At 67.0% G+C, this 21333-nt stretch carries 15 protein-coding genes; 8 read left to right on the top strand and 7 right to left on the bottom strand.

Translation table 11 applies throughout. The features are described from left to right. Positions 1-6 precede the first annotated feature (6 nt). The 6 genes from A2G96_RS22465 to A2G96_RS22440 all read left to right on the top strand — a co-directional run bounded on the left by A2G96_RS22465 (position 7) and on the right by A2G96_RS22440 (position 7999). A complete protein-coding gene (locus A2G96_RS22465) occupies positions 7-3102 on the top strand; it encodes an acetoacetate--CoA ligase (RefSeq protein WP_062802441.1) in 3096 nt (1031 codons plus the stop codon). A gap of 20 nt (positions 3103-3122) precedes the next feature. Next, on the top strand, positions 3123-3908 hold the full coding sequence (locus A2G96_RS22460) for a 4'-phosphopantetheinyl transferase family protein (protein WP_062802440.1): 786 nt from the start codon (positions 3123-3125) through the stop codon (positions 3906-3908). Positions 3909-4154: 246 nt separating this feature from the next. After that, the gene (locus A2G96_RS22455; protein ID WP_062802439.1) at positions 4155-4655 is read left to right on the top strand and encodes a helix-turn-helix domain-containing protein; all 501 of its coding nucleotides are present in this window, start codon (positions 4155-4157) and stop codon (positions 4653-4655) included. A gap of 245 nt (positions 4656-4900) precedes the next feature. Beyond that, entirely contained in the window at positions 4901-6580 is a 1680-nt protein-coding gene (locus A2G96_RS22450; protein WP_231909722.1) for a mechanosensitive ion channel family protein, read from the top strand. A gap of 694 nt (positions 6581-7274) precedes the next feature. Then, positions 7275-7466 (top strand): hypothetical protein, encoded by a 192-nt coding sequence (locus A2G96_RS34155; protein WP_231909721.1) that lies wholly within the window; start codon positions 7275-7277, stop codon positions 7464-7466. After that, entirely contained in the window at positions 7463-7999 is a 537-nt protein-coding gene (locus A2G96_RS22440; RefSeq protein WP_062802437.1) for a diguanylate cyclase, read from the top strand. Before A2G96_RS34155 ends, A2G96_RS22440 begins: the two co-directional genes overlap by 4 nt. Here A2G96_RS22440 and A2G96_RS22435 read toward each other — a convergent pair. From A2G96_RS22435 to ilvD, 7 genes are all read right to left on the bottom strand, one after another. Then, entirely contained in the window at positions 7977-10496 is a 2520-nt protein-coding gene (locus tag A2G96_RS22435; protein ID WP_062802436.1) for a T6SS phospholipase effector Tle1-like catalytic domain-containing protein, read from the bottom strand. The genes A2G96_RS22440 and A2G96_RS22435 overlap by 23 nt on opposite strands. 51 nt (positions 10497-10547) lie before the next feature. Further along, complete coding sequence (locus tag A2G96_RS22430; protein WP_062802435.1) at positions 10548-11120, bottom strand: DUF3304 domain-containing protein; 573 nt, start codon at positions 11118-11120, stop codon at positions 10548-10550. A gap of 76 nt (positions 11121-11196) precedes the next feature. After that, positions 11197-11571 (bottom strand): hypothetical protein, encoded by a 375-nt coding sequence (locus A2G96_RS22425; RefSeq protein ID WP_150124232.1) that lies wholly within the window; start codon positions 11569-11571, stop codon positions 11197-11199. 63 nt (positions 11572-11634) lie between these two features. Further along, positions 11635-12204 carry a DUF3304 domain-containing protein gene (locus A2G96_RS22420; protein ID WP_062802433.1) on the bottom strand — a complete coding sequence of 190 codons (570 nt, stop codon included), beginning with the start codon at positions 12202-12204 and terminating at the stop codon, positions 11635-11637. 82 nt (positions 12205-12286) lie between these two features. After that, a complete protein-coding gene (locus A2G96_RS22415) occupies positions 12287-13168 on the bottom strand; it encodes a DUF4123 domain-containing protein (protein ID WP_062802432.1) in 882 nt (293 codons plus the stop codon). A gap of 11 nt (positions 13169-13179) precedes the next feature. Next, positions 13180-16089, bottom strand: a complete 2910-nt coding sequence (locus A2G96_RS22410; RefSeq protein ID WP_062802431.1) for a type VI secretion system Vgr family protein — start codon at positions 16087-16089, stop codon at positions 13180-13182. 221 nt (positions 16090-16310) lie between these two features. Continuing rightward, positions 16311-18170, bottom strand: a complete 1860-nt coding sequence (gene ilvD, locus A2G96_RS22405) for a dihydroxy-acid dehydratase (RefSeq protein WP_062802430.1) — start codon at positions 18168-18170, stop codon at positions 16311-16313. Between the two features lie 282 nt (positions 18171-18452). Here ilvD and A2G96_RS22400 point away from each other — a divergent pair, with 282 nt between their 5' ends. Further along, complete coding sequence (locus A2G96_RS22400; RefSeq protein WP_062802429.1) at positions 18453-19475, top strand: class I fructose-bisphosphate aldolase; 1023 nt, start codon at positions 18453-18455, stop codon at positions 19473-19475. Between the two features lie 244 nt (positions 19476-19719). Next, positions 19720-21333, top strand: a complete 1614-nt coding sequence (locus A2G96_RS22395; RefSeq protein ID WP_062802428.1) for an ABC-F family ATP-binding cassette domain-containing protein — start codon at positions 19720-19722, stop codon at positions 21331-21333.

The following is a 21333-nucleotide window of genomic DNA, read 5'->3' as shown; positions in this document are numbered from 1 at the left end:
AATCGGATGGATCGATTTTATTTGTTGGACGCCTCGTTCTGCCCGAGCGTCAACCAGGGTCGCACTCCCATTTACGTCAGCTCGCCCGAGCGCGCGGTGGCGTCGCAGATGACCGCATTCATCGCGGCGCTGCAGGCGCGTACCGGCCAGTCGTTCCACAGCTATGGCGCGCTGCACGATTTCTCGGTACGGGACTACCGAACATTCTGGCGCTGCTTCCTGCAGTGGTCACAGGGGCTGGCATGGTCGGGCAGTCCGGAACCGGTCTGCGTCGGCGACGATTGCGAGCATGCCCGCTTCTTCCCGAACCTGCTGCTCAACTATGCGGACAACCTGCTCGGGCTGGAGATCGCAGGGCCCGATGCGCCGGCGCTGACCGCCTGCCACGCCGACGGCCGGCGTGAACGCCTGAGCCGCGGCGAGCTGCGCGAGCGCGTCGCGCGCGCGGCACAGGCCTTGTCGCAGCTGGGCCTGCGCGAAGGCGACCGCGTGGTAGGCGTGATGCGCAACGACGCGGAAGCCATCGTCGCCGCACTGGCGGTGACCGCGCTCGGCGCCACGCTGTCTACGGCCGCGGCCGAGATGAGCGTCGAGACCCTGCTCGACCGCTTCGCGCCGCTGGCGCCGCGGCTGCTGCTCGCGCACACCGCGCAGCGCGCCTTCGACACCGGCATCCCGCTGGCTGACAACGTCGCCGGCCTGGCTGCCGCGCTGCCTTCGCTGCAGGGCATCATCCAGCTCGACGACGGCGCCTTGCCCGCCACCGTCAACCAGCCGATCCATGCGCTGGCAGACCTGATCGACCGTGGCGATGCGCAGCGGTTCTCTTTCCAGCGCTTCGCGTTCAACCATCCGCTCTTCATCATGTTTTCGTCGGGCACCACCGGCAAGCCCAAGTGCATCGTGCACGGCGCCGGCGGCAGCCTGCTGGAGCATCTGAAGGAGCACCGGCTGCACTGCGACCTGCGGCCCGGCGACCGCATGTACTTCCATACCACCTGCGCGTGGATGATGTGGAACTGGCAGCTGTCGGCGCTGGCGTCCGGCACCGAGATCGTCACCTATGACGGCCCGATCGCCACGGTCGACGCGCTGTGGCGGCTGGTCGCGGACGAGCGCGTCACGGTGTTCGGCACCAGCCCCGCCTACCTGAAGATGTGCGAGGACGCCGGCCTGGTGCCGGGCCAGCAGTTCGACCTGGGCGCACTGCGCGCGATGATGTCTACCGGTTCGGTGCTGTTCGATGCGCAGTTCGAATGGGTGCGCGATCACGTCAAGGCGCTGCCGCTGCAGTCGATCTCAGGCGGCACCGATATCCTCGGCTGCTTCGTGCTGGGCAATCCTAACCTGCCGGTCTATGCGGGCGAAGCGCAGTGCAAGAGCCTGGCGCTCGATGTGCAGGCGTGGGAACACGGCGCGCCCACCAGCGGCATCGGCGAGCTGGTGTGCGCCAACCCGTTCCCGTCGCGGCCGCTGGGCTTCTATGGCGACGTCGACGGCCAGGGCTTCCACAAGGCGTATTTTTCGGCGAATGCGGGGGTCTGGACCCACGGCGACCGGATCGAGTTTCCGCCCGAAGGCACGGCGCGCCTGCATGGCCGCTCCGACGGCGTGCTCAATGTGCGCGGCGTCAATGTCGGGCCGGGCGAGATCTATCGGGTGCTGCGCGATATCCCGCAGATCCGCGAGGCGATGGTGGTCGAGCAGCGCGCACGCACGGCACCGCCCGACCGCACCCGCGCCGAGCGGTACGAGCAACGCATGGTGCTGCTGCTGGTGTTGCAGGACGGCATCGCGCTGACCGGCGCGCTGGCCGCGCGCGTGCGCCGCGACCTGGCGCGCCGCGCCTCGCCCACGCATGTGCCCGACCGCATCCTGGCCGTGCCGGCGCTGCCGGTCACGCACAACGGCAAGTTTTCCGAAGCGGCCGCGCGCAATGCGGTCAACGGCCTGCCGGTGGGCAATGCCGCCGCGTTGCGCAATCCCGAGTGCCTCGACGCCATCCGCAATCATCCGGCGCTGAACCTGGCCGCGCGCGAACTGCCCGCCCCCGGCACGTCGCGCGAGCAGCTCGAGCGCCATTTGCGGGCCCTGTGGGAGCGCTTGTTCGACTTCGCCCCGATTGGCCGCGACGACAACTTCTTCGATCTTGGCGGCCATTCGCTGCTGGCCGCGCGGATGCTGGCCGACGTGCACCAGTCCACCGGCCGCACGATTCCCCTGGCGACGCTGCTGTTCACGCCCACCATCGCCGGCCTGGCCGCGGCGATCGACGAAGCTGCATCCCCGCGGCCGTCGCCCAACCTGGTGCCTGTGCGCGGCGGCACCGGATCGCCGCTGTTCCTGGTGCATGGGGCGAGCGGCTCGGTGATGGAGTGCTGGGGCATGGTCAACGCGCTGCGCACCTCGCGCCCGGTCTACGGGCTGCAGGCGCGCGGCCTCGACGGCGAACAGCCGACGCAGCGACGCGTCGAGGACATGGCGGCCTGCTACATCGAGCAGATCCGCAGCCTGCAGCCGAGCGGCCCGTACGCGCTGGCCGGCTACTCGTTCGGCGGACTGGTGGTGTTCGAGATGGCGCAACAGCTGACGCGCGCGGGCGAGCAGGTCGAGCTGCTGTGCCTGCTCGACACCTATGTCTGCGAGCATTTCCTGCCGTGGCGCACCTGGATGCGCTACTGCTGGAACTATCCCGGCTGGCAGTTGCGCAAGCTGCGCGCGGTGCCGGCGGCACAGCGCGTGCGCTACCTGAAGTACGCGCTGAATCGCGCCGCAGAAGGCGTGGGCATGCGTCGCGGCGGCATCACCTGCAAGCCCGATGCATTTACCGAATCGCTGCCGCCGGCGCTGCGGCAGGTGCGCGAGACCATGGTGCGCGCCATGACGACATATCGGCCGCGCCCATACCACGGCGGCCCGGTGCTCTATCTGCGCGCCGCGGTCAGGCAGCAGCAGCGCGGCGATCCGTTGTCGTTGTGGCGGCGTGTCGCGCTGGGCGGCCTGACCATCGCCGAGGTGCCGTGCAGCCATTTCGACCTGGTGGTCGAACCCAACCTGCAGGCGGTGGCGGCGATTCTTGACGAAGGGCTGGCGGGCGCGTGACGTCGCGGACATGGCACACCATGCAGCATGACGGCCTTGGAGCCACCGCGCCGCTCGCGCCGTTCGTGCTGCCGGATCCGGCGCGCCTCGCGTTGCCGGACGGCGCGGTGCAGGTATGGAGGCTGGATGACACGCAGGTCGATCCGGCATGCACGCGGCTGGCCCATACGCTTGCGCCGGACGAGCGCGCGCGCGCCCTGGCCTACCGGCACGCCAGGCACCGCGATGGCTTTATCGCCCGGCGCGGGCTGTTGCGCTGGCTGATCGGCGGCTACCTGCGCTGCCGGCCGGAGGCGCTCTGCCTGACCGTGTCGCCATTCGGCAAGCCGGTGCTGCAATGGCCGCAGACGGGGCTGGCCTTCAGCGTATCGCGCACCGATGGCCTGGCGCTGCTGGCGTTCGCGCGGGATTGCCGCCTCGGCGTGGACGTTGAGCGGCGTGGCGGTGGCCCGGACATGGCGGAGCTGCCGGGATTTGGGCGCGGCATATTTTCCGCGCAGGAAGCGCAGGCGCTCGCGCACGCGCGGCCCGCATCGGCCGACGCGTTGCTGAGCATCTGGACGCGCAAGGAAGCGCTGCTGAAAGCGCTCGGCACCGGCCTCTCGGTCGACGCCGGCGCATATACGACGGAGGACGACTGGCGTCGCGGTGCGGGCCATTGGCGAGCTTCGCGCGACGGCATACCCATGTCCGGCTGGACCTTGCTGGACCTGGATGCTGGTGCCGATGCCGGTGCCGGTGCCAGGTTCCGGGCCGCGCTGGCCGTATCGCTGCCAGACGCAAGCGTCACGTGGCACAGCTGCTGACCGGTCTTGCGCTCCGGCAGGGGTCGGCGACGTAACACGTTACGTTACACGTAACGCCTGCCGGCCCGATGCCAGCCATGCGCGCGCACCGGTCCGCATGCGCCGCCTGCCGCAAACCCGCGGCCCGCCTGGGTCGCAGCGCTGACCGGGAGCGCACGCCCGGGCCCTGCCGGCGTTGGCATCCCCTTTGCTGATTCCGGTGAAAAGCGTTGGCCACGAAGCCAGCGCCCGACAACGGAGGAAGGAATGAGCTGGACTAACCGTGGAACGCCGGCCCCGGCGCAGGTGCTGGAGTGCGGCGCCGAGGCCCATGCCGTGGTCATCGACGACATGCCGATGTACCGGCACGGCATCGCGCGCCTGCTCGGCGAGATGCCGGGCATCGGCCGGGTAGAACCGGTGGAGGCCGAGGCCCTGGCGGCACGCAACCTGCGCTTGCCGGCGCCGGCGCTGCTGGTGTTCGGCATGCCGTCGGAGCTGGCCGAAGGTTGGAACCAGCTGCGGCTGGCCAGCCTGGTACTGCGCCCGCGGCGCCTGCTGCTGATCTCGGACAACATGTGGCTGCGCCTGCCGCCCGGCCTGGACGCCCGCTTTGCCCGCACCCTGTGCCGCTCGGCATCGCTGGCAACGATCGAACGGGACGTGCGCGCGCTGCTGAACCTGCCGCCCGCCGCGCCGGCCCGTCCCGAGCCGGCGGCGGAGGCGGTGCCGGCCGGCTTCCGGCGGCCCTTCCACGCGTACGCGTAGGGCGGGGCTATCGGGGCCATGCCGCTCAGCTGACGACCGTCGTTCCCGCGCAGGCGGGAATGACGGTCGTGATGGCGCGCGCCGCAGCGCAACACGCCGATTTTTCTAAGCTCGCCGCCCAAAAAGTTTCACTTCCGCTGCAAATCGCAAGCTGTAACCATGCACCGAACTCTGTCCCCGGCCCGCATGGATGGGGAACGCGCGCGGCGGTGGCACCGCCGTTTCCCAAATCACGCGAGCGACGGATGACCATGGTGTTCTTGCTGATGCGGCGGCTTTCCGTGCTGGCCATCCTGCTGTGGCTCGGCGTCGCCGCGGTGCAGGCCGCTCCCGATACCGCCACCAGTCCCGCCACCGGTCCCGCCACCGAAGGCGAGGCCGCGCCAGTCGAAGTCCGGCTGATGAATCGCCCGATCGTGGTGCTGCGCGCAACGCTGGCCGGCGTTACGCCTGACGTGCGTGCCCGCCGTGCGCGCGACCGCTTTGAAGCGCTGACCCCGTCGGACCTGCGCCAGCCCGTGCGCACCAGCCCCGGCGAGCTTGCCGGCCAGCGCGGTGAAGCCATCTATATCGGCGAGCGGCTGCTGCTGGCCGTGGTCGAAGGCGATCTCGATCCCGAAGACAAGGCCGCCTCGTTCGAGACGCTGCTCCGCCAGACCGTCGATCAGGTGGGCCAGGTCGTTGCCGCACGCCGCCAGCAACAGCACTGGCCCACACTGATTCGCGGCGCCTTGCGCACAGGCGGCGCGCTGGTGGTGGCGGTATTGCTGGTGTGGGGGCTGACCAGGACCCGGCGCCTGCTGGGGCGCGTGGTGGACGCCTCGCTGCAGCGGCACCTGAAGGCGCGCATCGCCAGCGGCTTCGACTGGACCGCCGCGCTGTACCAGCTGACCGACCGCATCGTGCGCATCCTGGCGGTGGCGCTGTTCGCGCTGGTCGCCTTTGTCTGGCTGGAATTCTCGCTGCTGCAGTTTCCGCTGACGCATCCGCTCGGCGCGCGCATGGGCGCATACCTGTGGCAGCTGTTGGAAGGCATCGGCGATGCCGTGGTCGGCGCCATCCCGGGGCTGCTGGTCGTCGCCATCATCCTGTTCATCACGCGCGGCGTGCAGGCCGTGGTCGCGAGCGTGTTCACGGCCACCGAGCGCGGCAAACTCTCGGTGCCGGGCCTGCATCCGGAGACGGTGCCGGCGACGCGCCGCCTGGCCACGGTGCTGGTATGGGCGCTCGGCTTCACCTTTGCCTACCCGTACATTCCCGGGTCGCAGAGCGATGTGTTCAAGGGCGTGTCGGTGCTGCTGGGCTTTATGCTGACGCTGGGCTCGGCCAATGTCGTGAACCAGCTGATGAGCGGCATGGTGCTGGTGTATGCGCGCGCGCTGCGCGTGGGCGACATGGTCAGCATCGGCGATACGGTGGGATGGGTCGAGAGCCTGGGTCCGCTGTCGGTCAGGCTGGTCAACCTGCGGCAGGAGCAGGTCACGCTGCCGAACGCGGTGGTGGTCGGCAGCGCCGTGCACAACTATTCGCGCTCGGGGGACATCAACCAGGGCAGCGCCGCGCTGCTGTCGTCGAAGGTGACGATCGGCTATGACACGCCCTGGCGCCAGGTCCATGCGATGCTGCTCAATGCCGCGCGTCAGGTGCCCGGGCTGGATCCGGCCACGGCACCCTTTGTGCTGCAGCGCGGGCTGTCGGACTTCTACGTCGAGTACGAACTGTTCTTCGCCATCGAAGACCCGCGCCGCCGCTTCTTCGCCCTGTCTACGCTGCATGCCGCGATCCAGGACGAGTTCAACCGTCACAACGTGCAGATCATGTCGCCGCATTTCGTGCTGCAGCCGAAGGAGCCGGTGATGGTGCCGACCGAACAATGGCATGCGCCCCCCGCCACGCCTCCCGCGCAGCAGCGCAGCGACGGCTGAGTCGCCGGCGCCCCGCGGCGCACGAGCGTCGGTCCACACCATGCCGGCCCGGCGGGTCTTCACCAAGGAGCGGACATGAACCTGGCATACCGCAATGCAGAGCGTCCTGACTCCGGCCCCGGGATCCTCGCCGATACCTTTTCGCTGGTGCGGGACGACGTGTTGTACCGGCTGCAACGGCGCATCGGGCTGATCCCTGCCGAGGGCCTTGGCGTGGCCAGGCGCGCGCTGTTCTATAGCATGCTCGCGTGGCTGCCGCTGGTGGTCTGGGCGGTGGCCCATGGCCGCGTGACCGGGTGGGATGGCGAATCGCTGTTCGGGCACTACGCCATCCATGTCCGTTGCCTCATCGGCATTCCGCTGCTGATCCTGGCCGAGGCCATCGCCCAAGGCGTGATCCCGCTATGCCTGCGGCAGTTCGCGCGCAGCGGCCTGGTCGACGAGGCGCTGGCGCCGCGCTTTCGCGAGATCGTCGATGGCGCCGCCCGGCTGCGCGACCGCACCTACCCGTGGGTCATCATCGGCGGGCTGGTGCTGGGCTGGACCATCGCGGTGTCGGTGGCGCCCAACCGCGACGAGATCGGCTGGGGCGACCTGGGCGGTGCCACCGGCTTTGCGACATGGTGGTTCCTGCTGGTGACTGTGGCGCGGGCTTCAGCTGTCGCAGGGCCGCGAGAGCGAAGCGCTGCGGCACATGCAGGCGGTGCGCGCGCAGAGCATGGATGCGCTGCTGCAGCGCGAAGTCGAGCGATTGCTCAGCGTCCGCAATGTTGCGCAGCACTTGCTGCAGATCGAGTCGTCCGCGCCGCGCAAGCCGGATACAGACCTGTGCGCAGCGCTGAAGCATCGCCATGAACCGGTGCGCTGGTTGACGAGATCCCGATGAAGCAGCTGTGGCTCGCCAGTGCCGCGCGGCTGAGCGGCGTGATCGGCGCCGGCGCGGCCGCGCTGGGCATTTTGCTTCTCGCCACGCTGGCAGTGGTCCACAGCCTGTTTCGGCACTACCTGGCGCGTGGCAAGGGGCTGCGCACGCTGGCGGACACCGACGCGCTGACCGGCCTCGCCAACCGCCGTGTCTTCGCCGCGCGGTTCGCGGCCGACTCCGCACGCTGTGCGGCGGAGCAACGTCCGGTCTCCGTGGTCATGCTGGACATCGACCACTTCAAGTCCATCAACGATCGCTGGGGACATGCCCGCGGCGACGTGGTGCTGCGCGCGGTAGCGGATGCGCTGCGCGGTGGCGTGCGCAAGGACGACCTGCCCGCGCGGCTTGGCGGCGAGGAGTTTGCCGTCTTGCTGCCGGACACCGGCATCGACGATGCCGCAGCGGTGGCCGAGCACCTGCGACAGCAACTGGAAGGCCGCGCCATCATGGGGCTGAGCCTGGCATTGGCGTCTATTTCTCCTGCTCCTCCATGAACACTGTAATCGCAGCCATTTCCGCTTCCGTCGCGTTCATGACACGCCACAGCTCGACGTTCTCGAGATAGAGATCCTGCGGCATCGCCCCGGTGCTGGCGTAATTGCTCAGCGCCTTCCCAACCGCCTCGGAACGGGCGCGGGTCTGCTTGAACTTTTGATCCAGTTCCTTCATCCGCTTTTTCAATGCGCTGGCGTCCAATCCGGCCAGTTGCGGGAAGCTGGCGCGATAGTCCATGTACTTGTCGTCGTAGACCGTTCGCCATCGCAGATAGCCCCACATCTGCCAGAATTCCCGCCCACTGGCCTGTTGCGGCAGCTGATCCGTATAGGCCGGGTCCTTCAGCGCTTCGTCAACCGACTGGCCCTTGGCTTCCCGTTGTCGTTTGAGGCGAGCCTGTGTCTCCAGCATCGCCTTTTCCTCTGGGCTCAAAGGCAAAGGCGGTAGGGCGCCTATCTTGGCCGTCATGGGCGTGATCGTAGCGGGCGCCGCTTCATTGCGAGCAGCGGCTTTTGCGGCGGCCGCATCGAGCTTGTCCTGCTGCTTGCGGTACCAGACATCGTCATCGTCGCCCATGGGCTTGAACCAGGCGCGGGAGTCGTGCACATGGCGCGAGAAGAACTCGTCGACAGCGGGCGGTGCATCAGTGTTATCCCAAGCCCGCTTGACGTCCTTCCACATGCCGAACTTGATCCCGATCGCCCTCTTGGCCTGATAGAACATGGCGGCGCCCTGCACAGCGCCGACTGCCGGCATCCAGGCAATCGACCCGCCGGGTGCTTCGGGCACCGCGGCCTGCACGGCGGGGCGCACGGCCGAGCCAGCCATCGCCGCCGTTGCGGCGCCGAGATTCGCGGCTTGAGCTTCGGCAACCCATTTTGCGCCCTCCATCAGCCAGCCAGTGTAGTGGCCTCGGGCCCAGCTCGGTACCAGGTTCTCGTAACTGTCCTGGTGCCCGACCCACTTCCATTCCTCGGCCAGCTCGGCATCGGCGTTGATCAGGTCCGTGCGGTCGTTCCTGGACGCGCGTTGGACGCTCGGCATGGTTGCCACCTTGCCCAGCCAGCGACGACTCCAGCGCAGGAAGTAGCCGTAGTGGTGACGGATCAGGTTCACCGTGGTGTCGAGCTGTGTGCCTGAGGTAGCTGTCGCGTCTCGGTAGGCGTTGAAGGATGCGATGAGATCAGGATCGACCTTGAACTGGTCTTGCAACTCGCTTGGCACGCTCGACGGGCTCATCAAAGGCACACCGGCAATGACGGCCTCCCGGTACATGTGCGCCAGCGGGATCTGAGACAGCTTGGCGCTATCGTCAGGTGTTCCGTTGGCGCGGCAGCCGCGGCCCTGTTCGCCAGGCTCATAGCCTCCGCCGAGGTCGGAATGGACACCCGGATAGACGAATTCCTCCACGTTGCCGCCTTGGGCGCTGTCCAGTGGAAAGGAGCCGCGTACCTCATGGCTCGATACCAGATGCACACAGCGCTTGACCAGGTCAGGACCGGGGATGCGCAGCCAGCGCTTTTGCGCCCAGGCCCCATGCCCGGAAGCCATGGTTTCCATCATGCTCTGCGCGATACCAGCGGAGGCGACGGTGTCGAACAGCCCAAGGAAATCGACTTGAACGGGGATGCCACACAGGCTGAGCTTGTCCCCATTGGCATCGCACGCATCGCGCAGCCAGTTGCAGAAGACGCGTGCTTGCGCCGCGCCGCGCGAGAAGCCGAAGACATGCAGGCGAATGCGCTTGATGATCGGCTTGCGGTCCCGGGGCAGGTTGCCCAGCACCCTGGCCAGTTCTGCCTTGCGTTCGTTGAGCACGCGCCGGCGGCCCTTGGTATTGACCTCCCGCCAGTTGGTGCGCGCCACGGCAGTCAGGGAGGCGAGTGGGCCAACGCCTGAGCGCAACTTGCGATCGAATTCCCCCTTGGCGCGGTACTTTCGCTTCAGCTCGCGCTCGATATCGCTGCTGCTGCCAAGGAACGGGATCTGAATTTCGGGGGCGTTCAAGTCGGCGCTCATTGCACGAACCAAGTTGCGATCCTCTTGTCGGTCCGTCAGCGGCTGGTTGTGATAGTGGAAGAGCAGATGATTGTGGATTTGCAGGAGTGCCCAATTGATGCGCGCCTCACCGCCCCAGCCTGCTGCTGCCCCGGCCACTGCCTGGATGCCGATTCCCACATCTCCGACTTCCCTGTAGAAAGGAGTGCCTACGCCGGCCGCGTAGGTCGCAAAGCGATATCGTTTCAGTTCGTTCTGCCTGGGCTCAACCTCGAACAGATCAACGAGCCGCGCCACATTACTCTGTGCATTCCGCGGCCGGTCGTTGTCCGCGTTGTTTCGGGTGCCGTCGAAGAAGAAGCCGAAGTGAAGTTCCTCTTCGCATGGAAGCGGTCTATTGAGACAGACATTGAGCCCGGTGCTCTGGCGATATCTTTCTTTCGGCGACAGATCAAACGGCTTGGCGGGGCATCGCGGCGCAAACTGGACGACGGTCATGGATTCTGCGGTCTAGCGAAGTTGGCGGTAGCGGCAAGTCCGGCGACTCGCCTAGCGGTCCTGCTCGGGGTGTTCCGGGGGATCACGCAATTCCGGGCGATAGCACAGACTCCTGTCCTTTGGAGCGCGGCGCTTCAAGCACGCTTCCTTTGGGTCTGGCAAATCGTATGGATCACCCTCGAATCCTGGCCCGCCTCGCGTCAGGAATAGCTTGACCTCCTGATTCGGATAGAACGCAACATAGAAGTAGGCGCTGCCGGTAGGGGGATACTTCTCTACGGGCACCTCCTTTGTGTACAGCGCCTTCTTGTCCTTCGCGTACAACTCATCGTCGCTCCACTTGATCGTGACCTTGAAGTTTGGATCCCAGTGCTTCGGTACCGAGATGCTGCCGATCCATTTGGTCCCACCAGCGTTCGCGACCATCCCTCCCGCCCATTGGCCATCGACGTACACAACGCCAATCGGCACGTCGGTGTAATTGAGCACGCCGATTTGGCCGCCGAGCGTATCGTCGTCAATGGCAGCGGCCTGCGGTGCCTCCGCTTTGCCGCACCCGACCATGCCGAACAGCGCCGCGGCCAGAATCACAACAAACGAAGCTCGGATCATTCTTGTTGCCATCAGTGGTTATCCGTTATGCGCCTGGATGATGCCATGACGCCAGTCCAGCAGAAGGCCAATGGCCTCGTCGAGGCCTTCAATATCGTGCCTCCGCGAGCAAATACGCGCGCAACGCTTCCGGGCAACGGTGTGATTCACTCAAGCTTTGCTGAAGCTCGGGCGCCTGCAGTCCGGAGTCACCCGTTGCCAAGGCATACGAAGCCAGCAGGAGCATGTCCGGCATGGCCTCTACCTGATGCTGCTTGGCCAGCGCAAAGGCCCAGGCGACGAGTCGATGTGTTTGCGCTTGCTCGGTCGTGGCCAGGAATGCCAGGGGCTTGCCGGTACAGCGCGTCCAGCAAGACATCCGGCATCGCGGCGTCCACCATCCGGTCGAGTTCATCCTGGGATAGCTTAAGCGGCCCGGATCGGGCCTGGCGGGGCATCGCGGCGCAAACTGGACGACGGTCATGGATTCTGCGGTCTTGCGAAGTTGGCGGTACGAGGCTTGTATGAGGCAGGTCCGGCGACTCGTCTACCGGTTTTGCTCGGGGTGTTCCGGGGGATCCCGCAATTCCGGGCGATAGCACAGACGCCTGTCCTTTGGAGCGCGGCGCTTCAAGCACGCTTCCTTTGGGTCTGGCAAATCGTATGGATCGCCCTCGAATCCTGGCCCGCCTCGCGTCAGGAATAGCTTCACTTCCTGATTCGGATAGAACGCAACATAGAAGTAGGCGCTGCCGGTAGGGGGATACTTCTCGACTGGCACCTCCTTGGTGTACAGCGCCTTCTTGTCCTTGGCGTACAACTCATCGTCGCTCCACTTGATCGTGACCTTGAAGTTGGGATCCCAGTGCTTTGGGACAGATATAGCTCCTGTCCAACTAGTGCCCCCAGCGTTCGCGACCATCCCTCCCGCCCATTGGCCATCGACGTACACAACGCCGATCGGCACGTCGGTGTAATTGAGCACGCCGATCTGGCCGCCGAGGGTATCGTCCTCTACAGCGGCCTGCGGTGCCTCCGCTTTGCCGCACCCGGCCATGCCGAGTAGCGCCGCGGCCAGCATCACAACAAACGAAGCTCGGATCATTCTTGTTGCCATCAGTGGTTATCCGTTATGCGCCTGGATGATGCCATGACACCAGTCCAGCAAAAGGCCAATGGCCTCGTCGAGGCCTTCACTATCATGTCTCCGCGAGCAAATACTCACGCAACGCTTCCGGGGAGTGGTGTGATTCACGCAAGCGTTGCTGAAGCCCGGGAGACTGCAAGCCGGACTCGCCCGTTGCCAAAGCATACGAAGCCAGCAGGAGCATGTCCGGCATGGCCTGTACCTGATGTTGCTTGGCCAGCGCAAAGGCCCACGCGACGAGCCGATGTGTTTGCGGCCGCTCGGTCGTGACCAGGATGCCAGGGGCTTGCCGGTACAGCGCGTCCAGCAAGACATCCGGCATCGCGGCGTCCACCATCCGGTCGAGTTCATCTTGGGATAGCTCAAGCGGCCCGGATCGATGTGCTTCAAATTCGGTTCGGTGCCCGCCAAGGGGCAGCGTTTCGATCGGGCCTTCCCGGCTCACGAGGTGCCACTGCGCGACAGGGGCTGTCATCCGCGCCCACGCGGCTGGGCCAAGTGCAACAGGCAGCGCGGAGAGCACGCGTGTATCGGCGAAGCGCAGCAGGAAGCGCGTGTCGTCTCCCTCCACTACTGGCTGCAAGCAAGCTTGCCACAGCTGCGCCAGGCGCTCCGGGGATTCCCAGGACGCGACAAAGCTCAGCATCGGCCTGCCCTGGCAATGCCTGCCCAGTGCCAGGATGATGGCGCGCAGTTCCTCGCCGGCCAGCCCGTCCAACGGCAACAGGTAAGGGGAGGCCGACAACAAGTCGCGCAGCGCGCCGCTCCCCCCGTATAAGGGGTGGCGTGGGATAGCTGCCACGAAGGGATCCGCACCGTGGTCGAACGCGCCATCGACGAGGGCACTCCAGTGCAGCCCCGCGGAACTGTCAATGCGTGGCAACAGGCCATCTAGCCATGTTTGGGGATCGCTCGACTCGACTGCGAAGTACATGGATGCCTCTTCTACACGGTAGCCAACGGCATGCCGGCGGCTGCCGCTTTGAGCAGGCAATCGAGACACGCCGTCTGCGGAAACTGCGGCAACGAATAAGGCATGCTCTCCGCCCCCTCGAACCTCCTCGTCGCGGCCCTGTAGGTGATCGGTCCCGGGCATTCGAAGGTGATGTTGCCTCCCTCCATCGTGAGGGCGGCGCCGCCGGCGGTCGCAATGCGGATGCGTTTCGCCGCGGCGAAGTCCACGTTCATGTTGGCCGAGACGATCGTCAGGTCGTCCCGCGCTGCGAGCCTCAGCAGATCATGCTGCGCCTGGAGATCGATATCATCCTGCCCCGCCGTCAGCTGCAGCCCGACGTTGCCTTCGCCGGCGGCGGACAGGCCCGCCGCGATGCCGAGGGCCTGGCCAGCGTTCACGCGCGCTTGCCCGGACACAGCGATCGAGTTGTCCAGGCCGCTGGCCAGCACCACGCTCTCTCCGTTGGCCAGCTGCAGGTCCTGTCCCGCCACCATCGCCACGCCGGCCCTGCCGTTCAGGTGAACCATGGGGTTCGACTGGTGCGGCACCTTGCCCGACGTACCGGTGTTGCCTGCGGCCGCATCGTCTCTGGCGGCCTCGAGCGAGCGCCCATCTACCATGCCGGCGGCGGCCCTGGCCTGTTTCACAAGCGGGGCCTCGTCGTCCTTCCCGGTCGACAGACCCTGGCTCTGGTGCGTGGTCGCGCCTTGGCCCAGCGTCCTGACCAGATCCCCGGCCTGGCGCAGCAGCGCGATACCGGCTGCATTGTCACCAGTAGGCAGCGCGCGGCCCGTCACCGCATCGCAATAGGTGGTCAGTAGCACGCCGGCCTGGCCCCGCACGGCGGCGTGGCCGTCGGTGCGCAGCTCGAACCCCTGGCCACGGAAGCTGCCGCGGCGGTTGTCCTGCTGGTGAATCACATGGCCCAGGTTGAGCTGGGTGGCTTGCTCCGTGGTGGCCAGCTGCGTACGCAGCTGCCCGTCGCTGTCGTCCAGCACCAGCTGGTTGTAGCCTTTGCCGCCATGCTCCTGGCTCTTGAAGCCGGTCAGCGCGGCGGCGTTGCGGTGGCCATCCGGTGCGGCACCCATGCCATGCCACGCGGGGCTGTTGCCACCGGCCAGGTTGCCCTGAGCGCTCGGCTGGTTGTCCGAGCCCATCGCGTAGATGCCGCTCGCATCATAGGGCCGGGCGAACGTCGCGCTGTTCACAGACTTGCCGCCCGGCGTGGGCGCGATGCCGGCCTCGCCCTGGCCGTTGTACACCGCGCCGATCACGAAGGGCTGGTCAATGTCGTCGTCCGCAAACTTGACCAGCACCTCCTGCCCGATGCGCGGCAGCCATTGCCAGCCCATGCCGGCGCCGGCCTGCCGCTGGGCCACGCGTACCCAGCGGCTGCTGCGGTCGTCCGCGCGCTCGCCGCGCTGCCAAGGGAAGCGCACCCGGACCTCACCCCGCCGGCTGACGTGATGCTCGGCGCTGCCATCGGCCTGGGCCTGCCCGTCCGGGCCGACCACAATCGCACTGTGGACGCCCAGCGGCACGGACTCGCTGTACAGGCGCGGGCAGTTGCCCTCGAGCACTGGGGCGCGCCATGGCCGCCGGGCATCGTAGGCGCGGAACAGGCACGCGTAGCCTTGCTCGTGGGCGGCCGCCCTCATGGCGTCGTCAGGCCCGCGCCGCTCAACGGTGCCGAAAGCGAAGAAGTTGGGCAGGCCGACAGTAGGCTCCGCGACTTCTGGCGCCGCGGGCGGGGTATCGAAGCACAGGGCCGCGTCCAAGGGTCCGAGCCGGTCTGCGAGCGCTGCTCGCGTGTCGGCCGCGAGATTGTTGATGCCGCAGTGCTCGACAGTGTCGACCAGCAACGGATAGCCGGCGGCATCGTCTTCCAGCGGCGGCAGGTGCGGACAGCCGACTACGCTCAGGCGGGTGCCGCTTCGCAGCGAGCGTACCGAGGCGCGCCCGGTGAAGCGCAGCGCCCGCACTTCGATGGCTTCCATGACCTGTTCGGCGACGCGCTGGGCGCTAGCCACGTCGGGCGCCAACGACAGGCTGACCGACAGGTAGGGGTCGGGGCAGACGGTGCGGTTCACATGGCCCGCAAAGCGGGCCGGTACTTGAGCCCGGAGCGCGCGCTTGGCTTCCGGATCCCATGCCGACACCGCCACGCCGCCCACGCCCACCGAGGTCTCGCAGATCAGCTGCTGGATCGCGTCTCGGGCCTCCTGGCTATGCGCACGGTGGTAACGGATTCCGCCGGCGCCTGCCGATTCGGCGTCTTCCGGCAGCAGCGCGCTGTCTGCAAAGATCACCACGGTATGACCACCAGGCGCCTCCCCGTCCTCCACCACGGTGTAGCCCAACCCGGCTTCGGCCAGCAGGCGCGACAGGAACTGGTAGTCGGTCTCGCGGAATTGCGCCACGTGCGCGCGCGCCCCCATCGCCGCAATGCGGGGCTCTGCGCCGGCGGCATAGCGCCACTGCGCGTAGGGCGCATATGGCTGCAGGATGGCCTCGATGATGCCGTCCAGGCGCCGGTTCTGGAATACCTGGCTGTGGCGCTGTTGCGTAGTCAGCCACAGCCAGGGCACCACAGTCAGGCGGTAGCGGGCCAGACTGCCGTCGGCACCGAGTTTCTCGGCTTGCCGGATCAGGCCGGTGCGGCGCGACTGACCGCCGTCCGCGAGCGTGGTGGTCAGCGTGACGCGCTGGCCAAGCAAGTTATCGAGCGGGATGCCGGCATTGGCGCTGAGCGCGAGGATGCGCGATTCGCCAAGCATCGAAACACCTTCGCGGCCGATCCATGCTTCAACGGCAAGTTCCTCGAGCGGCGAGCTGCCGTTCAGCCTGTACAGGCGGTGGTGCGATGAAAAAAGATGCTGATAGAGCGTGGCAAGGTCCATTTTCCGAACAACCAGGGCAGCGCAATCGCCGATGGGCGAACTTGCGAATCTGCCCCGAAACGGTACGGAAGTCCATCAGAAATGTATCAAATGATATTTATATCTATTTTTATCAGATTAAAGAAACCGTCATGCGGGCCTCTGCCTTCGCCTAACAAAAAAAGCCGCTCCAAAGAGCGGCTTTCCCCTTGACGCAAGCGGACACCCAGCCCGCCCCCGCATCAATCATCCAGCAACGACAAATCCCGTACCGCGCCCTTGTCCGCCGACATCACCAGCTTGGCATACGCCTTCAGCGCCGCCGACACCTTGCGCGGGCGCGGCTTCGCGGGTTTCCAGCCCTTGGCGTTCTGCGCTTCGCGGCGGCGCGCCAGTTCCTCATCGGACACCAGCACATTGATCGTGCGGTTGGGGATGTCGATGCGGATCTTGTCGCCGTCTTGAACCAGGCCGATGGCGCCGCCGGCCGCGGCTTCGGGCGAGCAGTGGCCGATGGACAGGCCCGAGGTGCCGCCGGAGAAGCGGCCGTCGGTCAGCAGTGCGCAGGCCTTGCCCAGCCCCTTGGACTTGATGTAGCTGGTCGGGTAGAGCATTTCCTGCATGCCGGGGCCGCCCTTCGGGCCTTCGTAGCGCACGATCACCACGTCGCCGGCCTTGACCTTGTCGTTGAGGATGTTCTCGACCGCTTCGTCCTGCGACTCGGTGACGTGGGCCGTGCCTTCGAACACCAAGATGCTTTCGTCGACGCCGGCGGTCTTCACCACGCAGCCATCGAGTGCGATGTTGCCGGTCAGCACCGCCAGGCCGCCTTCCTTGGAGAAGGCGTGCTCGTAGGAGCGGATGCAGCCTTCGGCGCGGTCCAGGTCCAGGCTGGGCCAGCGCGTGTTCTGGCTGAATGCGACCTGGGTCGGGATGCCGGCCGGGCCGGCAAGGTAGAACTGCTTGACGGCGTCGTCCTCGGTGCGGGTGATGTCCCACTGCGCCAGCGCGTCCTTCAGCGTGGGCGCGTGCACGGTCGGCACGTCGGTGTGCAGCTTGCCGGCGCGTTCCAGCTCGCCCAGGATGGCCATGATGCCGCCGGCGCGGTGCACGTCCTCGATGTGGTACTTGTTGGTGTTGGGCGCGACCTTGCACAGCTGCGGCACCACACGCGACAGGCGGTCGATGTCGGTCATGTCGAAGTCGATTTCCGCCTCGCGCGCGATCGCCAGCAGGTGCAGGATGGTGTTGGTCGAGCCGCCCATGGCGATGTCCAGCGTCATGGCGTTCTCGAACGCCTTGAAGCCGACCGCGCGCGGCAGCACGCGCGCGTCTTCCTGTTCGTAGTACTGGCGCGCCAGTTCGACGATGCGGCGGCCGGCGCGCTTGAACAGCTGCTCGCGGTCCGCATGCGTGGCCACCACCGTGCCGTTGCCGGGCAGCGACAGGCCCAGCGCCTCGGTCAGGCAGTTCATCGAGTTGGCGGTGAACATGCCCGAGCAAGAGCCGCAGGTCGGGCAGGCGGAACGCTCCACCTCGGCCACGTCGGCGTCGGAATACGCGCTGTCGGCGGCGATCACCATGGCGTCGACCAGGTCCAGCTTCTTGAACTCCATGGCCTTGGTGACCGGGTTGGCCAGGCGCGTCTTGCCGGCTTCCATCGGCCCGCCCGAGACGAAGATCACCGGGATGTTCAGGCGCATCGCGGCCATCAGCATGCCCGGGGTGATCTTGTCGCAGTTGGAGATGCACACCATGGCGTCGGCGCAGTGCGCGTTGACCATGTATTCGACCGAGTCGGCGATGATGTCGCGGCTGGGCAGCGAATAGAGCATGCCGTCATGGCCCATGGCGATGCCGTCGTCGACCGCGATGGTGTTGAACTCCTTGGCCACGCCGCCCGCGGCCTCGATCTCGCGCGCAACCAGCTGGCCCAGGTCCTTCAGGTGCACGTGCCCCGGCACGAACTGCGTGAAGGAGTTGACCACGGCGATGATGGGCTTGGAGAAGTCTTCGTCTTTCATGCCGGTGGCGCGCCACAGCGAGCGCGCCCCCGCCATGTTGCGGCCGGCGGTGGAGGTTTTGGAACGGTATGTGGGCATGGTCTTGCTTTAGAAGTATCGCGGTAGGAAGCGGGCCGCGGGAATAAGGGCCCTGGCATGCCCGTGCGATCAACCTCTTGAGCTGCGCCGTGGGCAAAGCCGCAATTATCCCACAGCCGGCGCGGCAGGCGCTGCCACCACCACAGGGCACGCGCCGCCCGCCAGGTCGGCCGCAATGTTCGGGCGGCCACCATGGGAGAGCGCCATCGGCCGCCGATACCCTTGCGCGATTGCCGTTTCGGGGAAATGCTTGCGTTTATGTCACCTGCGCGGAGCAACGTCATGGACACTTCAAGCGAACTGCAAGCCACCGTGGACGCCCTGGCACAGCCGGGCAAGGGCCTGTTGGCCGCCGACGAGAGCGGCCCGACCATCGCCAAGCGCTTCGAGCGCATCGGCGTGGAATCGAGCGAAGAAAACCGCCGCGCGTGGCGTAACCTGCTCCTGGGCACGCCTGGGCTGGGCGACTACATCAGCGGCGTGATCCTCTACAAGGAAACGCTGGGCCAGCACGCCGACGATGGCACGCCGCTGCCGGAGCTGGCCGCGCGCCAGGGCATCGTGCCCGGCATCAAGGTCGACAAGGGCAAGCTCGCCCTCGCGCTCGCCCCCGGCGACGAGATCACCGAAGGGCTCGACGGGCTGGGCAAGCGGCTGGCCGGCTACCGGCAACAAGGCGCGCGTTTTGCGAAGTGGCGCGCAGTCTACAACGTGTCCGACACCCTGCCCGGCCGCGCCGCCGTGCAGGCCAACGCCGAAGCGCTGGCCCGCTACGCCGCGATCTGCCAGCAGGCCGGCGTCGTGCCGATCGTCGAACCGGAAGTGCTGATGGATGGCGGCCACACCATGGCCCGTTGCGCCCAGGTGACCGAGACCGTGCTGCACGAAGTCTTCCACGCCCTGCACCGCTACGGGGTCGCACTGGAACACATGCTGCTCAAGCCCAGCATGGTGCTGCCGGGCAAGGACGCCGGCCACGCGCCACCGTCGGAGGTCGCGATGCAGACCGTGCAGGTGCTCAGGCGCACCGTGCCCGCCGCGGTGCCGGGCATCTTCTTCCTGTCCGGCGGACAAACCCCTGCGGAGGCCACCGCAAACCTCGACGCCATGAACCGCCTGGCGCCGCTGCCGTGGCGGCTGTCCTTCTCCTATGGGCGCGCGCTGCAGGAACCGCCGCTGCTGGCCTGGCGCGGCGACCCGGCCAACGCCGCGCAGGCGCAACAGGCGCTGCTGCTGCGGTCGCGGCTGAATGGCATGGCTTGCCTGGGTAAATATGATGCGGCGCTGGAAAGCACCGCAAGCTGAAGGCTGACGCGGCGCCTAGGCCCGCCGGGCGTAGGCGCGCGACCAGCGACCACACGACACCTGACCAAGCGTCCGTGCGCGTTGCGCGACATTGCGCCGCGCCGCGGATGCTTTTAACATTGCGGGCAATCCCCATCACCGAGGTACTCGTCATGCGCCATTGATGCCGCCGTCTTCATGACGGCCAGTCTCCCACCTACCCCCCATGAACAGGGGGAGTTCCTGGCATCTTTGGAATCGACACATGACGCAACCTTGTCTCGCGCTGGAAGGCGTGTCTTACGTTCTGCCCGACGGCAGGACGCTTTTCTCCGATATCAGCGAGCAGTTCGACCAGCGTGCCACCGGCCTGGTCGGGCGCAATGGTGCCGGCAAGACGGTGCTGGCGCGCATGCTGGCCGGGCAAGTGCAGCCCACCGGCGGGCGCTGTACGCGCTCCGGCAGCGTCTACTACCTCGCCCAACAGGTATCGCCTGCGCCCGGCGCTACGGTGGCACGGCTGGCCGGTATGCAGGCCACGCTCGATGCGCTCGAACGCATTGAGGCGGGCAGCAGCGCGCCCGAGGATTTCGATGCCGTGGGCGAGCGCTGGGATGTGCGCCTGCGGCTGCGGGACGAACTGGCGCGCAATGGCCTCGGCCATCTCGATGCCGCGACGCCTGCCAGCGCGCTCAGCGGTGGCGAAGCCATGCGCGTCACGCTGATCGGCGCCTTGTTGTCGGATGCCGATTTCCTGATCCTGGACGAGCCTAGCAATCACCTCGACCGGCCGAACCGGCAGGCGCTGGTAGACCAACTGCAGCGATGGCCGCGCGGGCTGCTGGTGGTCAGCCATGACCGGCAATTGCTCGACACCATGACGCGCATCGTCGAGTTGTCTTCGCTGGGACTGCGCAGCTATGGGGGCAACTACGCCTTCTACGCGCAATGCAAGGAGCGCGAGCGGCAGACCGCGATCCAGCAACTGGAGCAACGCAAGCTCGAGCGCCGGCGCGAAGAACAATCGCTGCGCGAGCAACGCGAACGCCTGGAGCGGCGCCAGGCGCGCGGCAACCGGCATGGACAAGACGCCAACCAGGCCAGGATCCTGCTGGGCCGGCAGAAGGAACGCAGCGAAAGCTCGGCCGGCAAGCTGCGCCAGCAGCATGCCGAGACCCGGCTGGAACTGGCCGAGCGCGTGCGCGAGGCTGCGCAGCGGGTCGAGCACGACCTGGCCATCGTCGTGCACGAGCTACCCGTTGCCCTGGCTTCGCAGAAGCGTGTCGCGGAACTGGAGGCCGTGGCGCTGCCCTTGGTCCAGGGTGCCACGCGTCAGATCGACCTCACGTTGACGGGGCAGCAGCGCGTGGGCGTGATCGGCCCCAATGGCAGCGGCAAGTCGACCTTGCTCAAGGTGCTCGCGCGCCAGCTGCCGCCCGTGGCCGGCACATGCAAGCTTCCGGTGCCAGGCATCTACCTGGACCAGCGGCTGGCCAACCTGGACCCGCGGCGAACCGTGCTGGAACAGATGCTGGCGGCCAACCCGACGGCTGGCGAAGGCGACCTGCGCATGCGCCTTGCGCACCTCGGCCTGGATAGCGGGAAGATTGCCGTGCCCGGCGGCTCGCTCAGCGGCGGCGAGCGGCTCAAGGCGGCGCTGGCGTGCGTGCTGTATGCCGATCCGCCGCCGCAACTGCTATTGCTGGATGAGCCCAGCAACCACCTCGACCTGCCTTCGGTACAGGCGCTGGAAGCCATGCTGCGCGGCTACCGGGGCGCGCTGGTGGTCGTGTCGCACGACGATGCCTTCATGGACAACCTTGGCCTGACGGATCGGCTGGTGGCGACGGAACAAGGCTGGCTGACCGCGCCATGGTGA

The sequence above is a fragment of the Cupriavidus nantongensis genome, from assembly GCF_001598055.1.
Taxonomy (GTDB): domain Bacteria; phylum Pseudomonadota; class Gammaproteobacteria; order Burkholderiales; family Burkholderiaceae; genus Cupriavidus; species Cupriavidus nantongensis.
The sequence above is the reverse complement of the archived record's forward strand: the minus strand, read 5'-3'. Positions and strand labels throughout refer to the sequence as shown.

Bases quoted from the DNA above. Each gene is read 5' to 3' on its own strand.
- A2G96_RS22420 (WP_062802433.1), bottom strand. From the start codon at position 12,204: ATGGCAACAAGAATGATCCGAGCTTCGTTTGTTGTGATGCTGGCCGCG.
- A2G96_RS22455 (WP_062802439.1), top strand. From the start codon at position 4,155: ATGAGCTGGACTAACCGTGGAACGCCGGCCCCGGCGCAGGTGCTGGAG.
- A2G96_RS22410 (WP_062802431.1), bottom strand. From the start codon at position 16,089: ATGGACCTTGCCACGCTCTATCAGCATCTTTTTTCATCGCACCACCGC.
- A2G96_RS34155 (WP_231909721.1), top strand. From the start codon at position 7,275: ATGCAGGCGGTGCGCGCGCAGAGCATGGATGCGCTGCTGCAGCGCGAA.
- A2G96_RS22400 (WP_062802429.1), top strand. From the start codon at position 18,453: ATGGACACTTCAAGCGAACTGCAAGCCACCGTGGACGCCCTGGCACAG.
- A2G96_RS22430 (WP_062802435.1), bottom strand. From the start codon at position 11,120: ATGGCAACAAGAATGATCCGAGCTTCGTTTGTTGTGATTCTGGCCGCG.
- A2G96_RS22440 (WP_062802437.1), top strand. From the start codon at position 7,463: ATGAAGCAGCTGTGGCTCGCCAGTGCCGCGCGGCTGAGCGGCGTGATC.
- A2G96_RS22460 (WP_062802440.1), top strand. From the start codon at position 3,123: ATGCAGCATGACGGCCTTGGAGCCACCGCGCCGCTCGCGCCGTTCGTG.
- ilvD (WP_062802430.1), bottom strand. From the start codon at position 18,170: ATGCCCACATACCGTTCCAAAACCTCCACCGCCGGCCGCAACATGGCG.
- A2G96_RS22450 (WP_231909722.1), top strand. From the start codon at position 4,901: ATGACCATGGTGTTCTTGCTGATGCGGCGGCTTTCCGTGCTGGCCATC.
- A2G96_RS22435 (WP_062802436.1), bottom strand. From the start codon at position 10,496: ATGACCGTCGTCCAGTTTGCGCCGCGATGCCCCGCCAAGCCGTTTGAT.
- A2G96_RS22415 (WP_062802432.1), bottom strand. From the start codon at position 13,168: ATGTACTTCGCAGTCGAGTCGAGCGATCCCCAAACATGGCTAGATGGC.
- A2G96_RS22395 (WP_062802428.1), top strand. From the start codon at position 19,720: ATGACGCAACCTTGTCTCGCGCTGGAAGGCGTGTCTTACGTTCTGCCC.
- A2G96_RS22465 (WP_062802441.1), top strand. From the start codon at position 7: ATGGATCGATTTTATTTGTTGGACGCCTCGTTCTGCCCGAGCGTCAAC.
- A2G96_RS22425 (WP_150124232.1), bottom strand. From the start codon at position 11,571: ATGACCGTCGTCCAGTTTGCGCCGCGATGCCCCGCCAGGCCCGATCCG.